General features: G+C 71.9%; 18 protein-coding genes. 16 read left to right on the top strand and 2 right to left on the bottom strand.

Going from position 1 to position 20,369, the window contains the following annotated elements:
• Position 1 precedes the first annotated feature (1 nt).
• The gene (gene nusB / locus ACFZAX_RS28225) at positions 2 to 433 is read left to right on the top strand and encodes a transcription antitermination factor NusB (protein WP_327174692.1); all 432 of its coding nucleotides are present in this window, start codon (positions 2 to 4) and stop codon (positions 431 to 433) included.
• A gap of 264 nt (positions 434 to 697) precedes the next feature.
• Here nusB and bldD read toward each other — a convergent pair whose 3' ends face one another.
• Positions 698 to 1,198, bottom strand: a complete 501-nt coding sequence (bldD, locus tag ACFZAX_RS28220) for a transcriptional regulator BldD (RefSeq protein ID WP_327174691.1) — start codon at positions 1,196 to 1,198, stop codon at positions 698 to 700.
• Between the two features lie 231 nt (positions 1,199 to 1,429).
• On the opposite strand from bldD, the gene pyrR reads away from it, so the two are divergent.
• The 14 genes from pyrR (at position 1,430) to ACFZAX_RS28150 (ending at position 18,214) form a co-directional block, all read left to right on the top strand.
• Positions 1,430 to 2,014 (top strand): bifunctional pyr operon transcriptional regulator/uracil phosphoribosyltransferase PyrR, encoded by a 585-nt coding sequence (gene pyrR / locus ACFZAX_RS28215; RefSeq protein WP_390965096.1) that lies wholly within the window; start codon positions 1,430 to 1,432, stop codon positions 2,012 to 2,014.
• 111 nt (positions 2,015 to 2,125) lie between these two features.
• A complete protein-coding gene (locus ACFZAX_RS28210) occupies positions 2,126 to 3,103 on the top strand; it encodes an aspartate carbamoyltransferase catalytic subunit (protein WP_390965110.1) in 978 nt (325 codons plus the stop codon).
• Positions 3,104 to 3,105: 2 nt separating this feature from the next.
• The gene (locus ACFZAX_RS28205; protein WP_390965095.1) at positions 3,106 to 4,392 is read left to right on the top strand and encodes a dihydroorotase; all 1,287 of its coding nucleotides are present in this window, start codon (positions 3,106 to 3,108) and stop codon (positions 4,390 to 4,392) included.
• The gene (locus ACFZAX_RS28200; protein WP_390965093.1) at positions 4,389 to 4,967 is read left to right on the top strand and encodes a hypothetical protein; all 579 of its coding nucleotides are present in this window, start codon (positions 4,389 to 4,391) and stop codon (positions 4,965 to 4,967) included. The genes ACFZAX_RS28205 and ACFZAX_RS28200 overlap by 4 nt, the downstream gene beginning before the upstream one ends.
• Positions 4,964 to 6,106, top strand: a complete 1,143-nt coding sequence (gene carA / locus ACFZAX_RS28195; RefSeq protein ID WP_390965092.1) for a glutamine-hydrolyzing carbamoyl-phosphate synthase small subunit — start codon at positions 4,964 to 4,966, stop codon at positions 6,104 to 6,106. The genes ACFZAX_RS28200 and carA overlap by 4 nt, the downstream gene beginning before the upstream one ends.
• Complete coding sequence (gene carB / locus ACFZAX_RS28190) at positions 6,099 to 9,407, top strand: carbamoyl-phosphate synthase large subunit (RefSeq protein ID WP_390965091.1); 3,309 nt, start codon at positions 6,099 to 6,101, stop codon at positions 9,405 to 9,407. Before carA ends, carB begins: the two co-directional genes overlap by 8 nt.
• 99 nt (positions 9,408 to 9,506) lie before the next feature.
• Positions 9,507 to 10,616, top strand: coding sequence for a quinone-dependent dihydroorotate dehydrogenase (locus ACFZAX_RS28185; protein ID WP_390965090.1), 1,110 nt, complete (start codon positions 9,507 to 9,509; stop codon positions 10,614 to 10,616).
• Entirely contained in the window at positions 10,613 to 11,464 is an 852-nt protein-coding gene (gene pyrF, locus ACFZAX_RS28180; protein ID WP_390965089.1) for an orotidine-5'-phosphate decarboxylase, read from the top strand. The genes ACFZAX_RS28185 and pyrF overlap by 4 nt, the downstream gene beginning before the upstream one ends.
• A gap of 261 nt (positions 11,465 to 11,725) precedes the next feature.
• A complete protein-coding gene (locus tag ACFZAX_RS28175; protein ID WP_327174683.1) occupies positions 11,726 to 12,049 on the top strand; it encodes an integration host factor in 324 nt (107 codons plus the stop codon).
• 38 nt (positions 12,050 to 12,087) lie between these two features.
• The gene (gene gmk / locus ACFZAX_RS28170) at positions 12,088 to 12,705 is read left to right on the top strand and encodes a guanylate kinase (RefSeq protein ID WP_390965088.1); all 618 of its coding nucleotides are present in this window, start codon (positions 12,088 to 12,090) and stop codon (positions 12,703 to 12,705) included.
• Between the two features lie 123 nt (positions 12,706 to 12,828).
• A complete protein-coding gene (gene rpoZ / locus ACFZAX_RS28165; protein ID WP_003970369.1) occupies positions 12,829 to 13,101 on the top strand; it encodes a DNA-directed RNA polymerase subunit omega in 273 nt (90 codons plus the stop codon).
• A 173-nt stretch (positions 13,102 to 13,274) separates the two neighbouring features.
• The gene (gene coaBC / locus ACFZAX_RS28160; protein ID WP_390965087.1) at positions 13,275 to 14,480 is read left to right on the top strand and encodes a bifunctional phosphopantothenoylcysteine decarboxylase/phosphopantothenate--cysteine ligase CoaBC; all 1,206 of its coding nucleotides are present in this window, start codon (positions 13,275 to 13,277) and stop codon (positions 14,478 to 14,480) included.
• A gap of 239 nt (positions 14,481 to 14,719) precedes the next feature.
• Positions 14,720 to 15,940 (top strand): methionine adenosyltransferase, encoded by a 1,221-nt coding sequence (metK, locus tag ACFZAX_RS28155; RefSeq protein ID WP_390965086.1) that lies wholly within the window; start codon positions 14,720 to 14,722, stop codon positions 15,938 to 15,940.
• A gap of 171 nt (positions 15,941 to 16,111) precedes the next feature.
• The gene (locus ACFZAX_RS28150) at positions 16,112 to 18,214 is read left to right on the top strand and encodes a primosomal protein N' (RefSeq protein ID WP_390965109.1); all 2,103 of its coding nucleotides are present in this window, start codon (positions 16,112 to 16,114) and stop codon (positions 18,212 to 18,214) included.
• Positions 18,215 to 18,333: 119 nt separating this feature from the next.
• On the opposite strand, the gene ACFZAX_RS28145 is transcribed toward ACFZAX_RS28150, so the two are convergent.
• Positions 18,334 to 18,885 carry a hypothetical protein gene (locus ACFZAX_RS28145; protein ID WP_390965085.1) on the bottom strand — a complete coding sequence of 184 codons (552 nt, stop codon included), beginning with the start codon at positions 18,883 to 18,885 and terminating at the stop codon, positions 18,334 to 18,336.
• 480 nt (positions 18,886 to 19,365) lie between these two features.
• Between ACFZAX_RS28145 and fmt the strand changes: the two genes are divergently transcribed.
• The gene (gene fmt, locus ACFZAX_RS28140) at positions 19,366 to 20,298 is read left to right on the top strand and encodes a methionyl-tRNA formyltransferase (protein ID WP_390965084.1); all 933 of its coding nucleotides are present in this window, start codon (positions 19,366 to 19,368) and stop codon (positions 20,296 to 20,298) included.
• Positions 20,299 to 20,369: the final 71 nt, after the last annotated feature.

Below are 20,369 nucleotides of genomic sequence, written 5' to 3'. Positions count from 1 at the left end.
CGTGGCTGCCCGGAACAAGGCCCGCAAGCGCGCCTTCCAGATCCTCTTCGAGGCCGACCAGCGCGGTGAGTCCGTGCAGACGGTCCTCGCGGACTGGGTCCGGCACTCGCGGACCGACGACCGTCAGCCCCCGGTCGGCGAATTCACGATGGAACTCGTCGAGGGGTACGCGCGGTACGCGAACCGGATCGACGACCTCATCGTCACGTACGCCGTGGACTGGGAGATCGACCGCATGCCCGTCGTCGACCGCAGCATCCTCCGGCTCGGCGCGTACGAGCTGATCTGGATGGACGAGACGCCGGACGCCGTCGTCATCGACGAGGCGGTCCAGCTCGCCAAGGAGTTCTCCACGGACGACTCCCCGTCCTTCGTGAACGGCATGCTGGCCCGTTTCAAGGACCTCAAGCCGAACCTGCGCCGCGAGCAGTAGCTCCGGGGCGCTGAGCTTCAGCCGACGAAGGCCCGCGGTCGACCCGACCGCGGGCCTTCGGCACGTCCGGGCGGCGGGGCCACCCCTCGGTGTCCCTCGGAGGCCACCTCGTCCCTGCCGGACCACCCCCGCGTCTGCGGGGGCCGGATACGACGCCGGGCCGGCGGGGGAGACCCTCTCGGGTCCCTCCCGCCGGCCCGGCGACAAGGTGTTCGTACGACACGGTGTTCAAACGGGCGAGGCTCGGAGCCCCGCCCGGGGGACTCAGCCCTCTTCGTGGGTGACGGCCCGGCGCGCGTCCGCGTCCAGTACGCCCCAGTTGATCAGCTGCTCCGTCAGCACGGAAGGCGACTGGTCGTAGATGACCGCGAGGGTACGCAGGTCGTCCTGGCGGATCGAGAGGACCTTGCCGTTGTAGTCGCCGCGCTGGCTCTGGATCGTCGCGGCGTAACGCTGCAGCGGTCCGGCCTTCTCCGGCGGGACGTGGGCGAGGCGCTCCAGGTCGAGGACGAGCTTCGGCGGCGGCTCGGCCGCGCCGCCGGGGGTCGTGCCCGGCAGCAGCTCCTGGACCGGAACGCCGTAGAAGTCCGCCAGCTCCGCAAGACGCTGGACGGTCACCGCACGGTCGCCCCGCTCGTACGAGCCGACGACGACGGCCTTCCAACGGCCCTGCGACTTCTCCTCCACGCCGTGGAGGGAGAGGCCCTGCTGGGTGCGGATGGCGCGGAGCTTGGCCCCGAGCTGTTTTGCGTATTCGCTGGACATAAGGCTCCCCGGACGCTCGAACATGATGCGGCGCCGCCGCGTGGCTGGTGACTCACTGTGAGGTTACGCAGCGTTACTTGGATGCGTCAAGCCGGGAGGTCCCGAGCGGCTCCGCGGGGGGCCGGGGCGGGACCTGCGGAACGGCCCTGGTACCGTGGAACACGTAGTTTTCAGATTTCCGACGTCCTTTAAGGTCCGTCCCGTGAGGCGGAGAAGGAGGTCCGTTTCTCAATGGACGCACAGCACGACGGCACCGGCAACGCGGCACGGCCCGTTCTGGAAGCCCCCGACATCGCCCGGGCCCTGACCCGGATCGCCCACGAGATCGTCGAACGCGCCAAGGGCGCAGACGACGTGGTGCTGCTCGGGATCCCCACCCGCGGCGTCTTCCTCGCCCGCAGGCTGGCCGCGAAGCTCGAAGAGATCACCGGCCGGGCGATGCCCGTCGGATCACTCGACATCACGATGTACCGCGACGACCTGCGGATGCGCCCCGCACGCGCCATCGGCCGCACCGACATCCCCGGCGACGGCGTCGACGAACGCCTCGTCGTCCTCGTCGACGACGTGCTCTTCTCCGGCCGCACGATCCGCGCCGCCCTCGACGCCCTCGGTGACATCGGCCGCCCCCGCGCCGTCCAGCTCGCGGTCCTGGTGGACCGCGGCCACCGCGAACTTCCCATCCGTGCCGACTACGTCGGCAAGAACCTCCCGACGTCGCACCGGGAGACGGTCACGGTCCAGCTCGCCGAGGAGGACGGCCGCGACGCCGTGCTGCTCGGAGCGCGCAGGACCGCGCCGGCAGGCGGGCACTAGCACCGCTACCGCTACCCGAACGGCTTTTCCGTGCGACCGGGCACCCGGTCCGTACGGCCGCCGCAGCACGCCCGCATGCCCGAAACCTCCACCACCCCGGAGAACACCCAGATGAAGCGCCACCTCATCTCGGCCGCCGACCTCACCCGCGACGACGCCGTCCTCATCCTCGACACCGCCGAGGAGATGGCCCGGGTCGCCGACCGGCCGATCAAGAAGCTTCCCACCCTGCGCGGCCGTACCGTGGTCAACCTCTTCTTCGAGGACTCGACGCGGACCCGCATCTCCTTCGAGGCCGCCGCCAAGCGCCTCTCCGCCGACGTCATCAACTTCTCCGCGAAGGGCTCGTCCGTCTCCAAGGGCGAATCCCTCAAGGACACCGCCCTGACCCTGGAGGCGATGGGCGCCGACGCCGTCGTCATCCGGCACCACGCCTCGGGCGCCCCGTACCGTCTCGCCACCTCCGGCTGGATCGACGGCGCGGTCGTCAATGCCGGCGACGGCACCCACGAGCACCCCACCCAGGCCCTGCTGGACGCCTTCACCATGCGCCGCCGGCTGGTCGGCGCCGACCAGGGCCTCGGCCGCGACCTCGAAGGCCGCCGGATCACCATCGTCGGCGACGTCCTGCACAGCCGGGTGGCCCGCTCCAACGTCCACCTGCTGACCACGCTCGGCGCCCACGTCACCCTGGTGGCCCCGCCCACCCTGCTGCCGATCGGCGTGGAGCAGTGGCCCTGCGACGTCAGCTACGGCCTGGACGAGGTGCTCCCGAAGTCCGACGCGGTGATGATGCTGCGTGTGCAGCGTGAGCGGATGAACGCCGCGTACTTCCCGACCGAGCGCGAGTACTCCCGCCGCTACGGCCTCAACGGCGACCGCATGGCGAAGATGCCCGAGCGGAGCATCGTCATGCACCCCGGCCCGATGAACCGCGGCATGGAGATCACCGCCGAGGTCGCCGACTCCGACCGCTGCACCGCCGTCGAACAGGTCGCCAACGGCGTCTCCGTCCGCATGGCCGTGCTCTACCTGCTGCTGGGCGGCTCCGAGCCCGCCACCACCGCCCGTACCGAGGGGAACAAGTAACCATGAGCAAGATCCTTATCCGCGGCGCGCAGATCCTCGGTGGCGAAGTCCAGGACGTCCTGATCGACGGCGAGACCATCGCCGAGACCGGCACCGGCATCGAGGCGGCGGACGCCACCGTCGTCGAGGCGGCGGGCCGGATCCTGCTGCCCGGCCTGGTCGACCTCCACACCCACCTGCGCGAGCCCGGCCGCGAGGACTCCGAGACCGTCCTGACCGGCACCAGGGCCGCCGCGGTCGGCGGCTTCACCGCCGTGCACGCCATGGCCAACACCTTCCCCGTCGCCGACACCGCCGGCGTGGTCGAGCAGGTCTGGCGGCTCGGCAAGGAGTCTGGCTACTGCGACGTCCAGCCGATCGGCGCCGTCACCGTCGGCCTGGAGGGCAAGCAGCTCGCCGAGCTCGGCGCCATGCACGACTCGGCCGCCGGAGTGAAGGTCTTCTCCGACGACGGCAAGTGCGTCGACGACGCCGTGATCATGCGCCGCGCGCTGGAGTACGTGAAGGCCTTCGACGGCGTCGTGGCCCAGCACGCGCAGGAGCCCCGCCTCACGGAGGGCGCCCAGATGAACGAGGGCACCGTCTCCGCCGAGCTCGGCCTCGGCGGCTGGCCCGCCGTCGCCGAGGAGTCGATCATCGCGCGCGACGTGCTGCTCGCCGCCCACGTCGACTCCCGGGTGCACATCTGCCACCTGTCGACCGCCGGCTCCGTCGAGATCGTCCGCTGGGCCAAGTCCAAGGGCTGGAACGTCACCGCCGAGGTCACCCCGCACCACCTGCTGCTCACCGACGAGCTGGTCCGCTCGTACGACCCCGTCTACAAGGTGAACCCCCCGCTGCGGACCGAGGCCGACGTCCTGGCCCTGCGCGAGGCGCTCGCCGACGGCACCATCGACTGCGTCGCCACCGACCACGCCCCGCACCCGCACGAGGACAAGGACTGCGAGTGGGCCGCGGCGGCGATGGGCATGGTGGGCCTGGAGACCGCGCTCTCCGTGGTCCAGCAGACGATGGTCGAGACCGGTCTGCTCGACTGGGCGGGCGTCGCCGACCGCATGTCGTTCCGCCCGGCGGCCATCGGCCGGCTCGACGGACACGGCCGCCCCGTCTCGGCGGGTGAGCCCGCCAACCTCGTACTCGTCGATCCGGCATACCGTGGGACCGTGGACCCCGCGGGCTTCGCGTCCCGCAGCCGCAACACCCCCTACGAGGGCCGTGAGCTGCCGGGACGGGTCACCCACACCTTCCTGCGGGGCCGTGCCACGGTCGTCGACGGGAAGCTCACGTGACAAAACTGATCCCCCTGTACCAGCTGGCCGCCGAACAGAAGTCGGCCCACGTGACCGACTGGTCCGCCCGGATCAGCTGGGTCGTCGGAATACTGGTCTTCGTGGCCCTCGTCTACTGGCTGATGCGCCAGGGGTGGAAGTGGCGCGGCAGCCTCCAGTCCGACCTGCCGGAGCTCGCGGCCACCCCCGAGGGATTCGCGGACGGCACCCCGCTCCTGAAGCTCTCCGGCCGCTACCACGGCTCCACCACCGCCGGGCAGTGGCTCGACCGGATCGTCGCGCACGGCCTCGGCACCCGCAGCCGGGTCGAGCTCACCCTCACGGAGCAGGGCCTGGACGTCGTACGCCCCGGGGCGACCGGCTTCTTCGTACCGGCCGCGGCCCTGCGCGAGGCCCGGCACGAGCGGGCGATCGCGGGCAAGGTCCTCCCCGAGGGCGGCCTGCTGGTCATCACCTGGGCCCACGGCGACAAGCTGATCGACTCCGGGTTCCGCGCCGACCAGGCTGCCGAGCACCGGACCTGGGTCGACACCCTCACCTCTCTCACCAGCACTACGGAAGGCACCGCACGATGACGATCTCCACCCGGGGAGCAGCACAAGCTCCCGCCGTACTCGTCCTGGAGGACGGCCGCATCTTCCGCGGCCGTGCCTACGGGGCCGTGGGGGAGACCTTCGGCGAGGCCGTTTTCTCCACCGGCATGACCGGCTACCAGGAGACGCTGACCGACCCCTCGTACGACCGCCAGATCGTCGTCGCCACCGCGCCGCAGATCGGCAACACCGGCTGGAACGACGAGGACGACGAGTCCGCCCGCATCTGGGTCTCCGGCTACGTCGTGCGCGACCCCGCACGCGTCCCGTCCAACTGGCGCTCGCGCCGCTCCCTCGACGAGGAGCTCGCCGGGCAGGGCGTCGTCGGGATCTCCGGCATCGACACCCGCGCCCTCACCCGCCACCTGCGCGAGCGCGGCGCGATGCGCTCCGGCGTCTTCTCCGGCGAGGCACTCGCCCCCGACGCCGAACTGCTCGCCCGCGTCCAGGCCCAGCCGCAGATGAAGGGCGCCAGCCTGTACGAGGAGGTCGCCACCAAGGAGGCCTACACCGTCCCGGCGGTCGGCGAGAAGAAGTTCACCGTCGCCGCCATCGACCTCGGCATCAAGGGCATGACCCCGCGCCGGATGGCCGAGCGCGGCATCGAGGTGCACGTGCTCCCCGCCACCGCGACCGCCGACGACGTCTACGCCGTCGCCCCCGACGGTGTGTTCTTCTCCAACGGCCCCGGCGACCCCGCCACCGCCGACGGCCCGGTCGCGCTGATGCGCGCCGTGCTGGAACGGAAGACGCCGCTCTTCGGCATCTGCTTCGGCAACCAGATCCTCGGCCGCGCCCTCGGCTTCGGCACCTACAAGCTGAAGTACGGCCACCGGGGCATCAACCAGCCCGTCCAGGACCGCACGACCGGCAAGGTCGAGGTCACCGCGCACAACCACGGCTTCGCCGTGGACGCGCCCCTGGACAAGGTCTCGGACACCGAGTTCGGGCGCGCCGAGGTCTCCCACGTCTGCCTGAACGACCAGGTCGTCGAAGGACTGCACCTCCTCGACCAGCCCGCGTTCAGCGTCCAGTACCACCCCGAAGCAGCCGCGGGCCCGCACGACGCCGCGTACCTCTTCGACCGTTTCGTCACCCTGATGGAGGGCCAGCGTGCCTAAGCGCTCCGATATCCAGTCCGTCCTGGTCATCGGCTCCGGCCCGATCGTCATCGGCCAGGCCGCCGAGTTCGACTACTCCGGTACCCAGGCGTGCCGCGTGCTCAAGGCCGAGGGCCTGCGCGTCATCCTGGTCAACTCCAACCCGGCCACGATCATGACCGACCCGGAGATCGCCGACGCCACGTACGTCGAGCCGATCACCCCCGAGTTCGTCGAGAAGATCATCGCCAAGGAGCGCCCCGACGCCCTCCTGCCGACGCTGGGCGGCCAGACCGCGCTCAACACCGCCATCTCCATGCACGACAACGGTGTGCTGGAGAAGTACGGCGTCGAGCTGATCGGCGCCAACGTCGAGGCGATCAACAAGGGCGAGGACCGCGACCTCTTCAAGGGCGTCGTCGAAGCCGTCCGCGAGAAGATCGGCCACGGCGAGTCCGCCCGCTCGGTCATCTGCCACACGATGGACGACGTCATCCAGGGCGTCGAGACCCTCGGCGGCTACCCCGTCGTCGTCCGCCCCTCCTTCACCATGGGCGGCGCCGGCTCCGGCTTCGCCCACGACGAGGAGGAGCTGCGCCGCATCGCCGGACAGGGCCTCACCCTCTCGCCGACCACCGAGGTGCTCCTGGAGGAGTCCATCCTCGGCTGGAAGGAGTACGAGCTGGAGCTGATGCGCGACAAGAACGACAACGTCGTGGTCGTCTGCTCCATCGAGAACTTCGACCCGATGGGCGTCCACACCGGCGACTCCATCACCGTCGCCCCGTCGATGACGCTCACCGACCGCGAGTACCAGCGGCTGCGCGACCTCGGCATCGCGATCATCCGCGAGGTCGGCGTCGACACCGGCGGCTGCAACATCCAGTTCGCCATCGACCCCACCGACGGCCGGATCATCGTCATCGAGATGAACCCGCGCGTCTCCCGGTCCTCGGCGCTCGCCTCCAAGGCCACCGGCTTCCCGATCGCCAAGATCGCCGCCAAGCTGGCCATCGGCTACACGCTGGACGAGATCCCGAACGACATCACGGAGAAGACCCCGGCGTCCTTCGAGCCCTCGCTCGACTACGTCGTGGTCAAGGCCCCGCGCTTCGCCTTCGAGAAGTTCCCCTCCGCCGACTCCACCCTCACCACCACCATGAAGTCGGTGGGCGAGGCCATGGCGATCGGCCGCAACTTCGCCGAGGCGCTGCAGAAGGCGCTCCGCTCGCTGGAGAAGAAGGGGTCGCAGTTCGCCTTCACCGGCGAGCCCGGCGACAAGGACGCCCTGCTCGCCGAGGCCGTCCGCCCCACCGACGGCCGCATCAACACCGTCATGCAGGCGATCCGGGCCGGCGCCACCCCCGAGGAGGTCTTCGACGCCACGAAGATCGACCCGTGGTTCGTGGACCAGCTCTTCCTGATCAAGGAGATCGCCGACGAGCTGGCCGCCGCGGAGCGCCTCGACGCCGACGTGATCGCCGAGGCCAAGCGCCACGGCTTCTCCGACGCCCAGATCGCCGAGATCCGCGGCCTGGGCGAGGACGTCGTCCGCGAGGTCCGCCACGCGCTGGGCATCCGCCCGGTCTACAAGACGGTCGACACCTGCGCCGCCGAGTTCGCCGCGAAGACCCCGTACTTCTACTCCTCGTACGACGAGGAGAGCGAGGTCGCGCCCCGTACCAAGCCCGCCGTGATCATCCTCGGCTCGGGCCCGAACCGCATCGGCCAGGGCATCGAGTTCGACTACTCCTGCGTCCACGCCTCCTTCGCCCTGAGCGACGCCGGGTACGAGACCGTGATGGTCAACTGCAACCCGGAGACCGTCTCCACCGACTACGACACCTCCGACCGGCTCTACTTCGAGCCGCTCACCCTGGAGGACGTCCTGGAGATCGTCCACGCGGAGACCCTCGCGGGCCCCGTCGCGGGCGTCGTCGTCCAGCTCGGCGGCCAGACCCCGCTCGGCCTCTCGCAGGCGCTCAAGGACAACGGCGTGCCCGTCGTCGGCACGTCCCCCGAGGCGATCCACGCCGCCGAGGACCGCGGCGCCTTCGGCCGGGTGCTCGCCGAGGCCGGCCTGCCCGCGCCGAAGCACGGCACCGCCACCACCTTCGACGAGGCCAAGGCCATCGCCGACGAGATCGGCTACCCGGTCCTGGTGCGCCCGTCGTACGTCCTCGGCGGACGCGGCATGGAGATCGTCTACGACGAGACCCGCCTGTCCTCGTACATCGCCGAGTCCACCGAGATCAGCCCCACCCGGCCGGTCCTGGTCGACCGCTTCCTCGACGACGCGATCGAGATCGACGTCGACGCGCTCTACGACGGCACCGAGCTCTACCTCGGCGGCGTCATGGAGCACATCGAGGAGGCCGGCATCCACTCCGGCGACTCCGCCTGCGCGCTGCCCCCGATCACCCTCGGCGGCCACGACATCAAGCGCCTGCGGGTCTCCACCGAGGGCATCGCCAAGGGCGTCGGCGTCCGCGGCCTGATCAACATCCAGTTCGCGCTCTCCGGCGACATCCTCTACGTCCTGGAGGCCAACCCCCGCGCCTCCCGGACCGTCCCCTTCACCTCGAAGGCGACCGCCGTCCCGCTCGCCAAGGCCGCCGCCCGCATCTCGCTGGGCGCGACCATCGCCGAGCTGCGCGCCGAGGGCCTGCTGCCGGCCCAGGGCGACGGCGGCACCCTGCCGCTCGACGCGCCGATCTCCGTCAAGGAGGCCGTCATGCCGTGGTCGCGCTTCCGCGACATCCACGGCCGCGGTGTGGACACCGTCCTCGGCCCGGAGATGCGTTCGACCGGTGAGGTCATGGGCATCGACTCCGCCTTCGGGACGGCCTACGCCAAGTCCCAGGCCGGCGCCTACGGCCCGCTGCCCGTCAAGGGCCGCGCGTTCATCTCGGTCGCCAACCGCGACAAGCGCTCGATGATCTTCCCTGCCCGGGAGCTCGTCGCCCACGGCTTCGAGCTGATGGCGACCTCCGGTACCGCCGAGGTCCTCAAGCGCAACGGCATCAACGCCACCGTCGTGCGCAAGCAGTCCGAGGGCGAGGGCCCGAACGGCGAGAAGACCATCGTCCAGCTCATCCACGACGGCCAGGTCGATCTCATCGTCAACACGCCGTACGGCACCGGCGGCCGGCTCGACGGCTACGAGATCCGGACCGCCGCGGTGGCCCGCTCCGTGCCGTGCCTGACGACCGTCCAGGCGCTCGCCGCCGCGGTCCAGGGCATCGACGCGCTCCGGCGCGGGGACGTCGGCGTACGGTCCCTCCAGGAGCACGCCGAGCACCTGACGGCGGCACGCGACTAGTCGGTACGGACGGACCGGCCCGGACCCTCGGGGGCCCGGGCCGGCCAGGCAAGGGGGACACCGGTCTGCGGTGTCCCCCTCTTCGTGAGGACACCTTCGATGTACAAGTTCTTCTTCCAGCTGGTCTTCAAGCGGATGGACCCCGAGCAGGCCCACTACCTGGCCTTCCGGTGGATCGGTCTCGCCGCCCGTACCCCCGTCCTGCGGACCTGCGTCGCCGCGGTGCTCGCCCCCCGGTACAAGGCCCTGCGCACCGAGGCCCTCGGCCTGCGGATGCACGGTCCCTTCGGCCTCGCCGCCGGCTTCGACAAGAACGCGATCGCGATCGACGGCATGGCGATGCTCGGCTTCGACCACGTCGAGATCGGCACCGTGACCGGCGAGCCGCAGCCCGGCAACCCCAGGAAGCGGCTCTTCCGCCTCGTCGCCGACCGCGCCCTGATCAACCGGATGGGCTTCAACAACGAGGGGTCCGCCGCCGTCGCCGCCCGTCTCGGCGCCCGCGAGGCCGTCTTCCGCACCACCGTCGGCGTCAACATCGGCAAGACCAAGGTGGTCCCGGAGGCCGAGGCCACCGCCGACTACGTGAAATCCACCGAGCGCCTCGCCGCCCACGCCGACTACCTCGTGGTCAACGTCTCCTCGCCCAACACCCCCGGCCTGCGCAACCTCCAGGCCACCGAGGCGCTGCGCCCGCTGCTGACCGCCGTGCGCGAGGCCGCCGACCGCACCGTGACCGACCGCCGCGTCCCCCTCCTGGTCAAGATCGCCCCCGACCTCGCGGACGAGGACGTCGACGCCGTCGCCGACCTCGCCGTGGAACTCGGCCTCGACGGCATCATCGCCACCAACACCACCATCGCCCGCGACGGCCTCGGCCTGCGTTCGCCCGCCTCCCTGACCAGGGAGACCGGCGGACTCTCCGGCGCTCCGCTCAAGGCGCGCTCCCTGGAGGTCCTGAGGCGGCTGTACGAGCGCGTGGGCGACCGGATCACCCTGGTGGGTGTCGGAGGCATCGAGAGCGCCGAGGACGCCTGGCAGCGCATTCTGGCCGGCGCGACGCTCGTCCAGGGGTACAGCGCCTTCATCTACGAGGGCCCCTTCTACGCCCGCGCGATCCACAAGGGGCTGGCCGCCCGGCTCGCCGCATCCCCGTACGCCACGCTCGCCGAAGCCGTCGGCGCCGACACCCGGAAGGCCGCACAGTGACCCTCGAAACAGCGCCCCTCGAACCCTTCGGAGCCCGCCTGCGCCGCGCCATGGACACCCGTGGACCGCTCTGCGTCGGCATCGACCCGCACGCCTCGCTGCTCGCCTCCTGGGGCCTGCCCGACGACATCGCGGGCCTGGAGCGCTTCACCCGTACGGTCGTCGAGGCGCTCGCCGACAGGGTCGCCGTCCTCAAGCCGCAGTCCGCGTTCTTCGAGCGCTTCGGCTCGCGCGGCGTCGCCGTCCTGGAAACGGCCGTCACCGAGGCCCGCTCGGCCGGCGCGCTCGTCCTCATGGACGCCAAGCGCGGCGACATCGGCTCCACCATGGGCGCCTACGCGGCCACCTACCTGGACAAGGACTCGCCGCTCTTCTCGGACGCGGTCACCGTCTCGCCCTACCTCGGCTTCGGATCGCTGCGCCCGGCGCTCGACGCCGCCGCCGTCTCCGGCGCGGGCGTCTTCGTCCTGGCGCTCACCTCCAACCCGGAGGGCGCCGAGGTGCAGCGCGCGACGGCCGCCGACGGCCGCTCGCTGGCCCAGCTGATGCTCGACCACATGGCCGCCGAGAACGCCGGTGCCGAGCCGCTCGGCTCGGTCGGCGCGGTGGTCGGCGCGACCCTCGGGGACGCCGGGGTGAACCTGGCGATCAACGGTCCGCTGCTCGCTCCGGGCATCGGCGCCCAGGGTGCCACCCCGGCCGATCTGCCGGGCGTGTTCGGCGACGCGGTGGGCAACGTGGTGCCGAGCGTGAGCCGGGGTGTTCTCCGTCACGGACCCGACGCGGCGGGACTGCGCGAGGCCGCCGAACGCTTCGCCGACGAGGTCCGTACGGCCGTTCACGGATAGTTGAATGCGACACATAACAGCGCGTTGACGAATTCCTGAGCAAAATACCGGCCTTTATGCCGGGAATGTCCTGGTCGGCCAAGGCTGACCAGGACTTTTCGTTCGTTCTCGCTGACTCCGGAGCGGTTGGCCGCTAGTCTCCGTCGAGAGCCAACGAGCACAGGTTGTTGTTCATGCCGTTGTTCGTGGCTCACCAGGTGTGGGGCGACAGGTTCCTCACCGGTCCGTATCCGACAGATCGACATCCGAGGTGACGTAGGCGTGGCTCTTCCGCCCCTTACCCCTGAACAGCGCGCTGCCGCGCTCGAAAAGGCCGCCGCGGCTCGCCGGGAGCGGGCCGAGGTCAAGAATCGACTCAAGCACTCCGGCGCCTCGCTCCACGAGGTCATCAAGCAGGGCCGGGAGAACGACGTCATCGGCAAGATGAAGGTCTCCGCACTTCTTGAGTCCCTGCCGGGCGTGGGCAAGGTCCGCGCCAAGCAGATCATGGAGCGTCTCGGGATCTCCGAGAGCCGTAGGGTCCGGGGTCTCGGCTCCAATCAGATCGCATCCCTGGAGCGAGAGTTCGGCGGCACAGCCGCCTGACGTTCTCGGGCACCCCTGAGAACCTGGATAATCGCTGCATGGCTGCTTCATCCCGGGGGACGTCCCCCGTACCCCCGGACGTACGTCCGCGGCTGACCGTGCTCTCCGGCCCCTCCGGGGTCGGCAAGAGCACGGTCGTCGCGCATATGCGCAAGGTCCACCCCGAAGTCTGGCTCTCGGTGTCGGCGACGACCCGCAAGCCGCGGCCCGGTGAGAGCAACGGCGTCCACTACTTCTTCGTGGACGACCAGGAGTTCGACAAGCTGATCGCCAACGGCGAGCTGCTCGAATGGGCGGAGTTCGCGGGCAACCGCTACGGCACCCCCCGCCGGGCGGTCCTCGACCGCCTGGAGAACGGCGAGCCGGTGCTGCTGGAGATCGACCTCCAGGGCGCACGGCTGGTCCGCGAGTCGATGTCCGACGCGCGGCTCGTCTTCCTGGCCCCGCCGAGCTGGGACGAACTGGTCCGCCGGCTCACCGGCCGGGGCACCGAGCCGCCCGAGGTGATCGAGCGCAGGCTCGCCGCCGCCCGGGTCGAACTGGCCGCCGAGGCCGAGTTCGACACCACCCTCGTCAACACCTCCGTCGAGGACGTGGCACGCGAGCTGCTAGCCTTGATGCTTCAGGCTTCCGACCACCGTGCCACGAGCGACTGAGCAAGCGACGCGAACGGCCTCACGGCCGACGCCGAGTGTCAGCCGCACCCCACGGATCACCTCCGGCCGGCAGCCGCAGCATCAAAGATCTCTTTGATCTACACCCCCTTCGGAAGGCAGAGAGTGTCCTCTTCCATCACCACGCCCGAGGGCATCATCAACCCGCCGATTGATGAGCTCCTCGAAGCCACCGACTCGAAGTACAGCCTCGTGATCTACGCCGCCAAGCGCGCGCGCCAGATCAACGCGTACTACTCGCAGCTCGGTGAAGGCCTCCTCGAGTACGTCGGTCCGCTCGTCGACACCCACGTGCACGAGAAGCCGCTGTCGATCGCGCTCCGCGAGATCAACGCCGGCCTGCTGACCTCCGAGGCCATCGAGGGCCCCGCGCAGTAAGCAGCCGCACCTCCTGCCGCAGGCGGGAAGAACGCACCTTCACCCCGGGCCCGGCGGATCATCCGCCGGGCCCGGGGTGTGTCCGCGTGCGGGCGGAGAACCGGCCCGCCGGACACCGGCCCGCGCCGGTGGGGCAGCATGGAAGGACACCGAGCCGAGTGCGGGGAGACGCAGTGGAGAAGCCGAAGGTCGTTCTGGGGGTCAGCGGAGGCATCGCCGCGTACAAGGCGTGCGAGCTGCTCCGCCGGCTGACCGAGTCCGGGCACGACGTGACCGTGGTGCCCACCGCGGCCTCGCTGCACTTCGTCGGCGCCGCGACCTGGTCCGCGCTCTCCGGACACCCGGTCTCCACCGAGGTCTGGAACGACGTCCACGAGGTGCCCCACGTGCGCACCGGACAGGCCGCCGACCTCGTCGTGGTCGCCCCGGCCACCGCCGACATGCTCGCCAGGGCGGCCCACGGGCTCGCCGACGACCTGCTCACCAACACCCTGCTCACGGCCCGCTGTCCGGTCGTGTTCGCGCCCGCGATGCACACCGAGATGTGGGAGCACCCCGCCACCCAGGAGAACGTCGCCACCCTCCGGCGCCGGGGCGCCGTGGTGGTCGAGCCCGCGGTCGGCCGGCTCACCGGCGTGGACACCGGCAAGGGGCGGCTCCCGGACCCCGCCGAGATCTTCGAGGTCTGCCGCCGGGTGCTGGCGCGGGGCGTCGCGGCGCCCGATCTCGCGGGACGCCACGTGGTGGTCAGCGCCGGAGGCACCCGCGAGCCGCTCGACCCCGTCCGTTACCTGGGCAACCGATCCTCCGGCAAGCAGGGATACGCCCTCGCCCGCACGGCCGTCGCCCGCGGCGCCCGGGTCACGCTGATCGAGGCGAACACCGCTCTGCCCGACCCGGCCGGCGCCGACGTGGTCCACGTGGGAACCGCGGTCCAGCTGCGGGAGGCCGTGCTGAAGGCGTCCGCCGACGCGGACGCGGTGGTGATGGCCGCCGCCGTCGCCGACTTCCGGCCCGCCACCTACGCCACGGGCAAGATCAAGAAGCGCGACGACCAAGCGGATCCGGTCATTGAGCTCCTGCGGAATCCGGACATCCTCGCCGAGCTCTCCACCGATCGGACCGCACCCGGACAGGTGGTCGTGGGATTCGCCGCCGAGACCGACGACGTGCTCGCCAACGGGCGGGAAAAGCTTCGCCGCAAGGGGTGTGACCTCCTCGTCGTCAACGAGGTGGGGGAGCGCAAGACCTTCGGTTCCCAGGACAACGAAGCGGTGGTCCTGGCTGCGGAGGGAGGAGAGACCACCGTGCCGCACGGGCCCAAGGAGGTTCTCGCCGACACCGTGTGGGATCTGGTAGCCGCACGGTTCCCGGGGTAGATTCACCCCCGCCGCACCCGCGGCCGGGGCGGAGGAGAAAATAGGGCTCCAGAGTGCTTCCGCAGGAGGGCCCGACCCCCCGAATTCGTCAGTGCCGCACGTCACAGAGCTCCCAAGGGGCGAGACGCGTGGCCCAACCGTCGGAAGCGACCGATAAACTGGTCGCGGAACGTGCCGGGCGCAGCTCCCGACCGTCCACCCATGATCAGCCAGCAGCCGCTGCAACCCCAGGGAGCGATGTGTCCCGCCGTCTCTTCACCTCGGAATCCGTCACCGAGGGTCACCCCGACAAGATCGCTGACCAGATCAGCGACACGATTCTCGACGCGCTCCTGCGCGAGGACCCCACCTCGCGCGTCGCCGTCGAGACCTTGATCACCACTGGTCTGGTGCATGTCGCGGGTGAGGTCACGACCAAGGCCTACGCCGACATCCCCAACCTCGTGCGCAACAAGATCCTGGAGATCGGCTACGACTCCTCCAAGAAGGGCTTCGACGGCGCCTCCTGCGGCGTTTCGGTGTCCATCGGAGCGCAGTCCCCGGACATCGCCCAGGGCGTCGACACCGCGTACGAGAAGCGGGTGCTGGGTGCGGCTGCCGTCGAGGACGACGAGCTCGACAAGCAGGGCGCCGGCGACCAGGGCCTGATGTTCGGGTACGCCTGCGACGAGACGCCCGAGCTGATGCCCCTCCCGATCTACCTGGCGCACCGGCTCTCCCGCCGGCTCTCCGACGTCCGCAAGAACGGCACCATTCCCTACCTGCGCCCCGACGGCAAGACGCAGGTCACCATCGAGTACGACGGTGACAAGGCCGTCCGCCTCGACACGGTGGTGGTGTCCTCGCAGCACGCCTCGGACATCGACCTCGACTCGCTGCTCGCCCCCGACATCCGCGAGTTCGTCGTGGAGCACGTGCTGGCGCAGCTCATCGAGGACGGCATCAAGCTCGACACCGAGGGCTACCGCCTCCTGGTGAACCCGACGGGCCGCTTCGAGATCGGCGGCCCGATGGGCGACGCCGGCCTCACCGGCCGCAAGATCATCATCGACACCTACGGCGGCATGGCCCGCCACGGTGGCGGCGCCTTCTCGGGCAAGGACCCGTCGAAGGTCGACCGTTCGGCCGCGTACGCCATGCGCTGGGTGGCCAAGAACGTCGTCGCCGCCGGACTCGCCGCCCGCTGCGAGGTGCAGGTCGCGTACGCGATCGGCAAGGCCGAGCCGGTCGGTCTGTTCGTCGAGACCTTCGGCACCGCCGCGGTCGACACCGACAGGATCGAGCACGCCATCGGCGAGGTCTTCGACCTCCGCCCGGCCGCGATCATCCGCGACCTGAACCTGCTCCGCCCGATCTACGCCCAGACGGCGGCGTACGGCCACTTCGGCCGCGAGCTCCCCGACTTCACCTGGGAGCGCACCGACCGGGTGGACGCGCTGCGCGCCGCCGCCGGTCTCTGACCGCGCCGGTCCGCACGAGGGCCCGCAGGCGTACGTACGGCCGGGGCCCGGACACCGTCACCACGGTGTCCGGGCCCCGGCCGTCGCCGTGTGCCGTGACTGTCGGACCCCTCTGGTAGGAATGTGGCTGTGAGCAGCGAGGACGGGCGGGCGGACGAGCCCGGGGACGGCATGCCGGAGCAGCTTGCCCTCATCCGGGAGACCGTGCGCCGGGCGAAGGTGCCGCGCGCCAAGCCGCGTACCTGGCGCGGCGCGCCGCTCGCCGCCGAACTGCCGGTCGCCCGGGTCCTGGTGAACAAGGGCGTGCTCCACCTCGACCAGTACTTCGACTACGCGGTGCCCGAGGAGCTCGACGCCGACGCGCAGCCCGGCGTCCGGGTGCGGGTGCGGTTCGGCGCCGGCGGGCGCCAGGTCCGGGGCGGCCGGCGCGAGGGCGGCGGGCTGATCGACGGGTTCCTCGTCGAGCGGCGGGCGGAGTCGGACTACCAGGGCACGCTGGCCGCGCTCGCCTACGTCGTCTCCCCGGAGCCGGTCCTCTCGCCGGAGCTGCTCGGGCTGGCGCGCGCGGTCGCCGACCGGTACGCGGGCAGTCTCGCCGACGTGCTGCAACTCGCGGTTCCGCCGCGCAACGGCCGTGCCGAGAGCAAGCCCTCGCCCCAGCCGCTGCCCCCGCCCCCGCCCCCCGAGCCGGGCAGCTGGGAGCGGTACGCCCAGGGGCCCGGGTTCCTGCGTGCGCTCGCCGACGGCGGCGCGCCCCGGGCCGTGTGGACCGCCCTGCCCGGCCCGCAGTGGCCGCACGAGATCGCCCGGGCCGTCGCGGCCACCCTCTCCTCGGGACGCGGCGCGCTCGTCGTGGTCCCCGACGGACGGACGGCCGGACGGGTCGACGCCGCGCTGACCGCGCTGCTCGGGCCGGGCCTGCACGCCCTGCTCACCGCGGAGTCGGGCCCGGAGAAGCGCTACCGCCAGTGGCTCGCCGTCCGGCGCGGCTCGGTGCGGGCGGTGGTCGGGACACGGGCCGCGATGTTCGCACCCGTCGCGGACCTGGGCCTCGTCGTGATCTGGGACGACGGCGACTCCAGTCACAGCGACGACAACGCGCCCTTCCCCCACGTCCGGGAGGTGCTGGAACTCCGGGCCGCCCACGCGCGGTGCGGATTCCTCCTCGGCGCCACCGGCTGCACGGTGGAGGCCGCACAGCTGGTCGAGACCGGCTGGGCCCTGCCGCTGACCGCGACCCGCGACCACGTACGCCGCGCCGCCCCGATGATCCGCACCATCGGCGACGAGCAGCTCGCCCGGGACGGCGCCGCGCGCACCGCCCGGCTTCCCAGCCTGGCGTGGCAGACCGCACGCGACGGACTGCGCGACGGCCCGGTCCTCGTGCAGGTTCCGCGCCGGGGGTACGCCCCCCGGCTCGCCTGCGAGCGCTGCCGCACCCCGGCCCGCTGCCGGCACTGCGCCGGACCGCTCCAGGCCCAGGACGAGCGGGAACTCGACTGCGCCTGGTGCGGGCGACCCGAGCACGCCTGGCACTGCGCCACGTGCGGGGCCACCCGGCTGCGCGCGCAGATCGTCGGGGCCCGGCGGACCGCGGACGAACTCGGCCGCGCCTTCCCCAAGGTGCCGGTCCGCACCTCGGGGCGCGACCACATCCTGGACGAGGTACCGGGCGAACCCGCCCTCGTGGTGAGCACACCCGGCGCCGAACCCGTCGCCCAGGGCGGCTACGCCGCGGCGCTGCTCCTCGACGGCTGGGCCATGCTCGGCCGGCCCGACCTCCGAGCGGGCGAGGAGGCGCTGCGCCGCTGGATCGCCGCCGCCTCACTGGTCCGGGGCCAGGAGGAGGGCGGCACCGTGGTCGTCGTGGCCGAGCCGACGCTCGGCCCCGTCCAGGCGCTGGTGCGCTGGGACCCCGCCGGGTTCGCGCGCCGGGAGCTGGCCGAGCGCGCCGAACTCGGCTTTCCGCCCGTATCCCGGATGGCCTCGGTCACGGGCACGCCCGGGGCGCTCACCGCGTTCCTGGAGAGCGCGAGTCTGCCGCCTGAGGCCGAGATCCTCGGGCCCGTACCGGTGCCCTCCGCCGGCCCCGGCCGATCGCGCCGGGCCGGGGACGCACCGCCGGGCGAGACCTGGGAGCGGCTGCTGATCCGCGTGGTCCCCGGACGCGGCGCCGCACTCGCCGCCGCGCTGAAGGCCGCTCAGGCCGCGCGGACCGCCCGGGGCGGTGCGGAGCCCGTACGCATCAGGATCGACCCGCCCGACATCGGCTGAGGCCGGGCGGGCAGGGTCGGTGGTGCGTCGGGGGCGGTCCCTCCGTCGCGGGGCCGGCTGCTCCCGATCCGTTCCGTCAGCCGCGTTCCGTCAGCGGCGTTTCCGTCAGCCGCGTTCCGTCAGCCGTTGCGCGGGCCGGGGAAGACGCCCGGCCGCATCTCCCCGCGCAGCGGGGCGCCCTGCGAGGGCTGCGGGGGCATCGACCGGGCCGCGGGCACGGACGGTACCGGGGCACCAGCGCCGGGCGGCATCCCCGGTTCGGCGGTGACCGGCGCGGAGCGCCCGGCCGTGGCCTCGGCGGTCTCCCCGCCGGGCTGCGGAGTCGTTCGGCGCGCGCCGTAACGGCGGTGCACCGCCTGCTTGGTGACGCCCAGGGCCGAACCCACCGCGTCCCAGGAGAATCCCAGCGAGCGGTCGAAGTCGACCGCCGCGGTGACGAGCGTCTCGACGCTGTCCCGCAACTCCTGGGCCAGACGGACCGTGGGGGCCGGGGCCCGTCCGTAGACCACGAAGCCCGCGGACGGCCCCGAGCGGCGCGGACGGTAGACGTTGCCCAGCTGCGCGGTGAGGGTGCGCAGCGCGTCCACCTGCCGCCTGACCCGCTCGATGTCCCGCACCAGGAGATGCAGACTGGCCCGCGCTTGGGCGTCGTGCGTTGCGTGGTCGGCCATGAAGAAGCCTCTCGAACCGGCGTTGAAAGGGATCGGGCCGCCGCAGCGCGGCGACTCGCTTCGGTCAATCTCCTTTGACCAACGCCCGACCCGCCCTTGTGGTCACGCTCTCCAGCCGTTTCCGCATGTGCGCCGGGCGTACGCCGCGTGTGCGCCCCCTCTGGGCGCGGCCGGGCGAAGGCCCCGGGCCGTGTCTTCGCAGGGCCGCTCGCCGGTGCGCCCCCTCTGGGCGCGGCCTGGTGAAGGCCCCGGGCCGCGTCTTCGACGGGCCGTCTGCCGGACGACGCCCGGCACGCACGCTCGCCGCGTTGCCGCAATCGCTCCTAGATCCCGTACGGCGACGATCCTCCGCCTTGCGATCGCCCGCACCGGACGCCGCCCGGCCCGGCCTCCGGCCGCACGACGGCACTGTGGGGACACGGCCTTAGACTGGTGCGTCGCTCGTCACCCCAAGCCCGCCCGAGAGGCAGTCAGCCACCCATGAAGCTCGTCTTCGCAGGCACCCCCGAGGTAGCAGTCCCCGCCCTGGACGCTCTGATCGCCTCCGGCCGCCACGAGGTGGCCGCCGTGGTCACGCGTCCCGACGCACCGGCGGGCCGGGGACGGCGGCTGGTCGCCAGCCCGGTGGCCGAGCGCGCCGAGGAGGCCGGGATCGAGGTCCTCAAGCCTGCCCGCCCGCGCGACGAGGACTTCCTGGCCCGGCTGCGGGAGATCGCCCCGGACTGCTGCCCGGTCGTCGCCTACGGCGCTCTGCTGCCGAAGACAGCCCTGGACATCCCCGCCCGGGGCTGGGTCAACCTGCACTTCTCCCTGCTCCCCGCCTGGCGCGGCGCCGCCCCCGTGCAGCACTCCGTGATGGCGGGGGACGAGGTCACCGGCGCCTCGACCTTCCTCATCGAGGAGGGCCTCGACTCGGGACCCGTCTACGGGGTCCTCACCGAGGAGGTCCGCCCGACGGACACCAGCGGCGACCTGCTGACCCGGCTCGCCTTCGCCGGATCCGGCCTGCTCGTCGCGACGATGGACGGCATCGAGGACGGCACCCTGCACGCGGTGCCCCAGCCGGCCGACGGGGTCACTCTCGCGCCGAAGATCACCGTCGAGGACGCCCAGGTGCAGTGGTCGGCGCCCGCCCTGCGGGTCGACCGGATCGTGCGCGGCTGCACCCCCGCCCCCGGCGCCTGGACGCTCTTCCGCGGCGAGCGCCTCAAGCTCGTCCAGGCCACCCCGGTGACCGACCGCCACGACCTCGCCCCGGGCGAGATCTCGGCCACCAAGAAGAACGTGTACGTGGGCACCGGTTCGCACGCCGTCGAACTGCTCTGGGTCCAGCCCCAGGGCAAGAAGCCCATGCGGGGGGCAGACTGGGCGCGCGGTGTCCGCATCGTCCCCGGTGAGCTGCTCGGACAGTAGCTCCGCGGTTCCGTCACCGGGCCGGAGGCGACGTAGGCTGGGCGGGTTCGCCCCCTCACCATCAGCGGAGC

The sequence above is a fragment of the Streptomyces sp. NPDC008125 genome (assembly GCF_042957125.1).
Lineage (GTDB): Bacteria > Actinomycetota > Actinomycetes > Streptomycetales > Streptomycetaceae > Streptomyces.
The sequence above is the reverse complement of the archived record's forward strand: the minus strand, read 5'-3'. Positions and strand labels throughout refer to the sequence as shown.

What these genes read in the sequence shown, in the direction of transcription:
- bldD (WP_327174691.1), bottom strand. Translation starts at nt 1,198, where the DNA reads ATGTCCAGCGAATACGCAAAACAGCTCGGGGCCAAGCTCCGCGCCATC.
- pyrR (WP_390965096.1), top strand. Translation starts at nt 1,430, where the DNA reads ATGGACGCACAGCACGACGGCACCGGCAACGCGGCACGGCCCGTTCTG.
- ACFZAX_RS28210 (WP_390965110.1), top strand. Translation starts at nt 2,126, where the DNA reads ATGAAGCGCCACCTCATCTCGGCCGCCGACCTCACCCGCGACGACGCC.
- ACFZAX_RS28205 (WP_390965095.1), top strand. Translation starts at nt 3,106, where the DNA reads ATGAGCAAGATCCTTATCCGCGGCGCGCAGATCCTCGGTGGCGAAGTC.
- carA (WP_390965092.1), top strand. Translation starts at nt 4,964, where the DNA reads ATGACGATCTCCACCCGGGGAGCAGCACAAGCTCCCGCCGTACTCGTC.
- ACFZAX_RS28185 (WP_390965090.1), top strand. Translation starts at nt 9,507, where the DNA reads ATGTACAAGTTCTTCTTCCAGCTGGTCTTCAAGCGGATGGACCCCGAG.
- gmk (WP_390965088.1), top strand. Translation starts at nt 12,088, where the DNA reads ATGGCTGCTTCATCCCGGGGGACGTCCCCCGTACCCCCGGACGTACGT.
- ACFZAX_RS28150 (WP_390965109.1), top strand. Translation starts at nt 16,112, where the DNA reads ATGCCGGAGCAGCTTGCCCTCATCCGGGAGACCGTGCGCCGGGCGAAG.
- ACFZAX_RS28145 (WP_390965085.1), bottom strand. Translation starts at nt 18,885, where the DNA reads ATGGCCGACCACGCAACGCACGACGCCCAAGCGCGGGCCAGTCTGCAT.
- fmt (WP_390965084.1), top strand. Translation starts at nt 19,366, where the DNA reads ATGAAGCTCGTCTTCGCAGGCACCCCCGAGGTAGCAGTCCCCGCCCTG.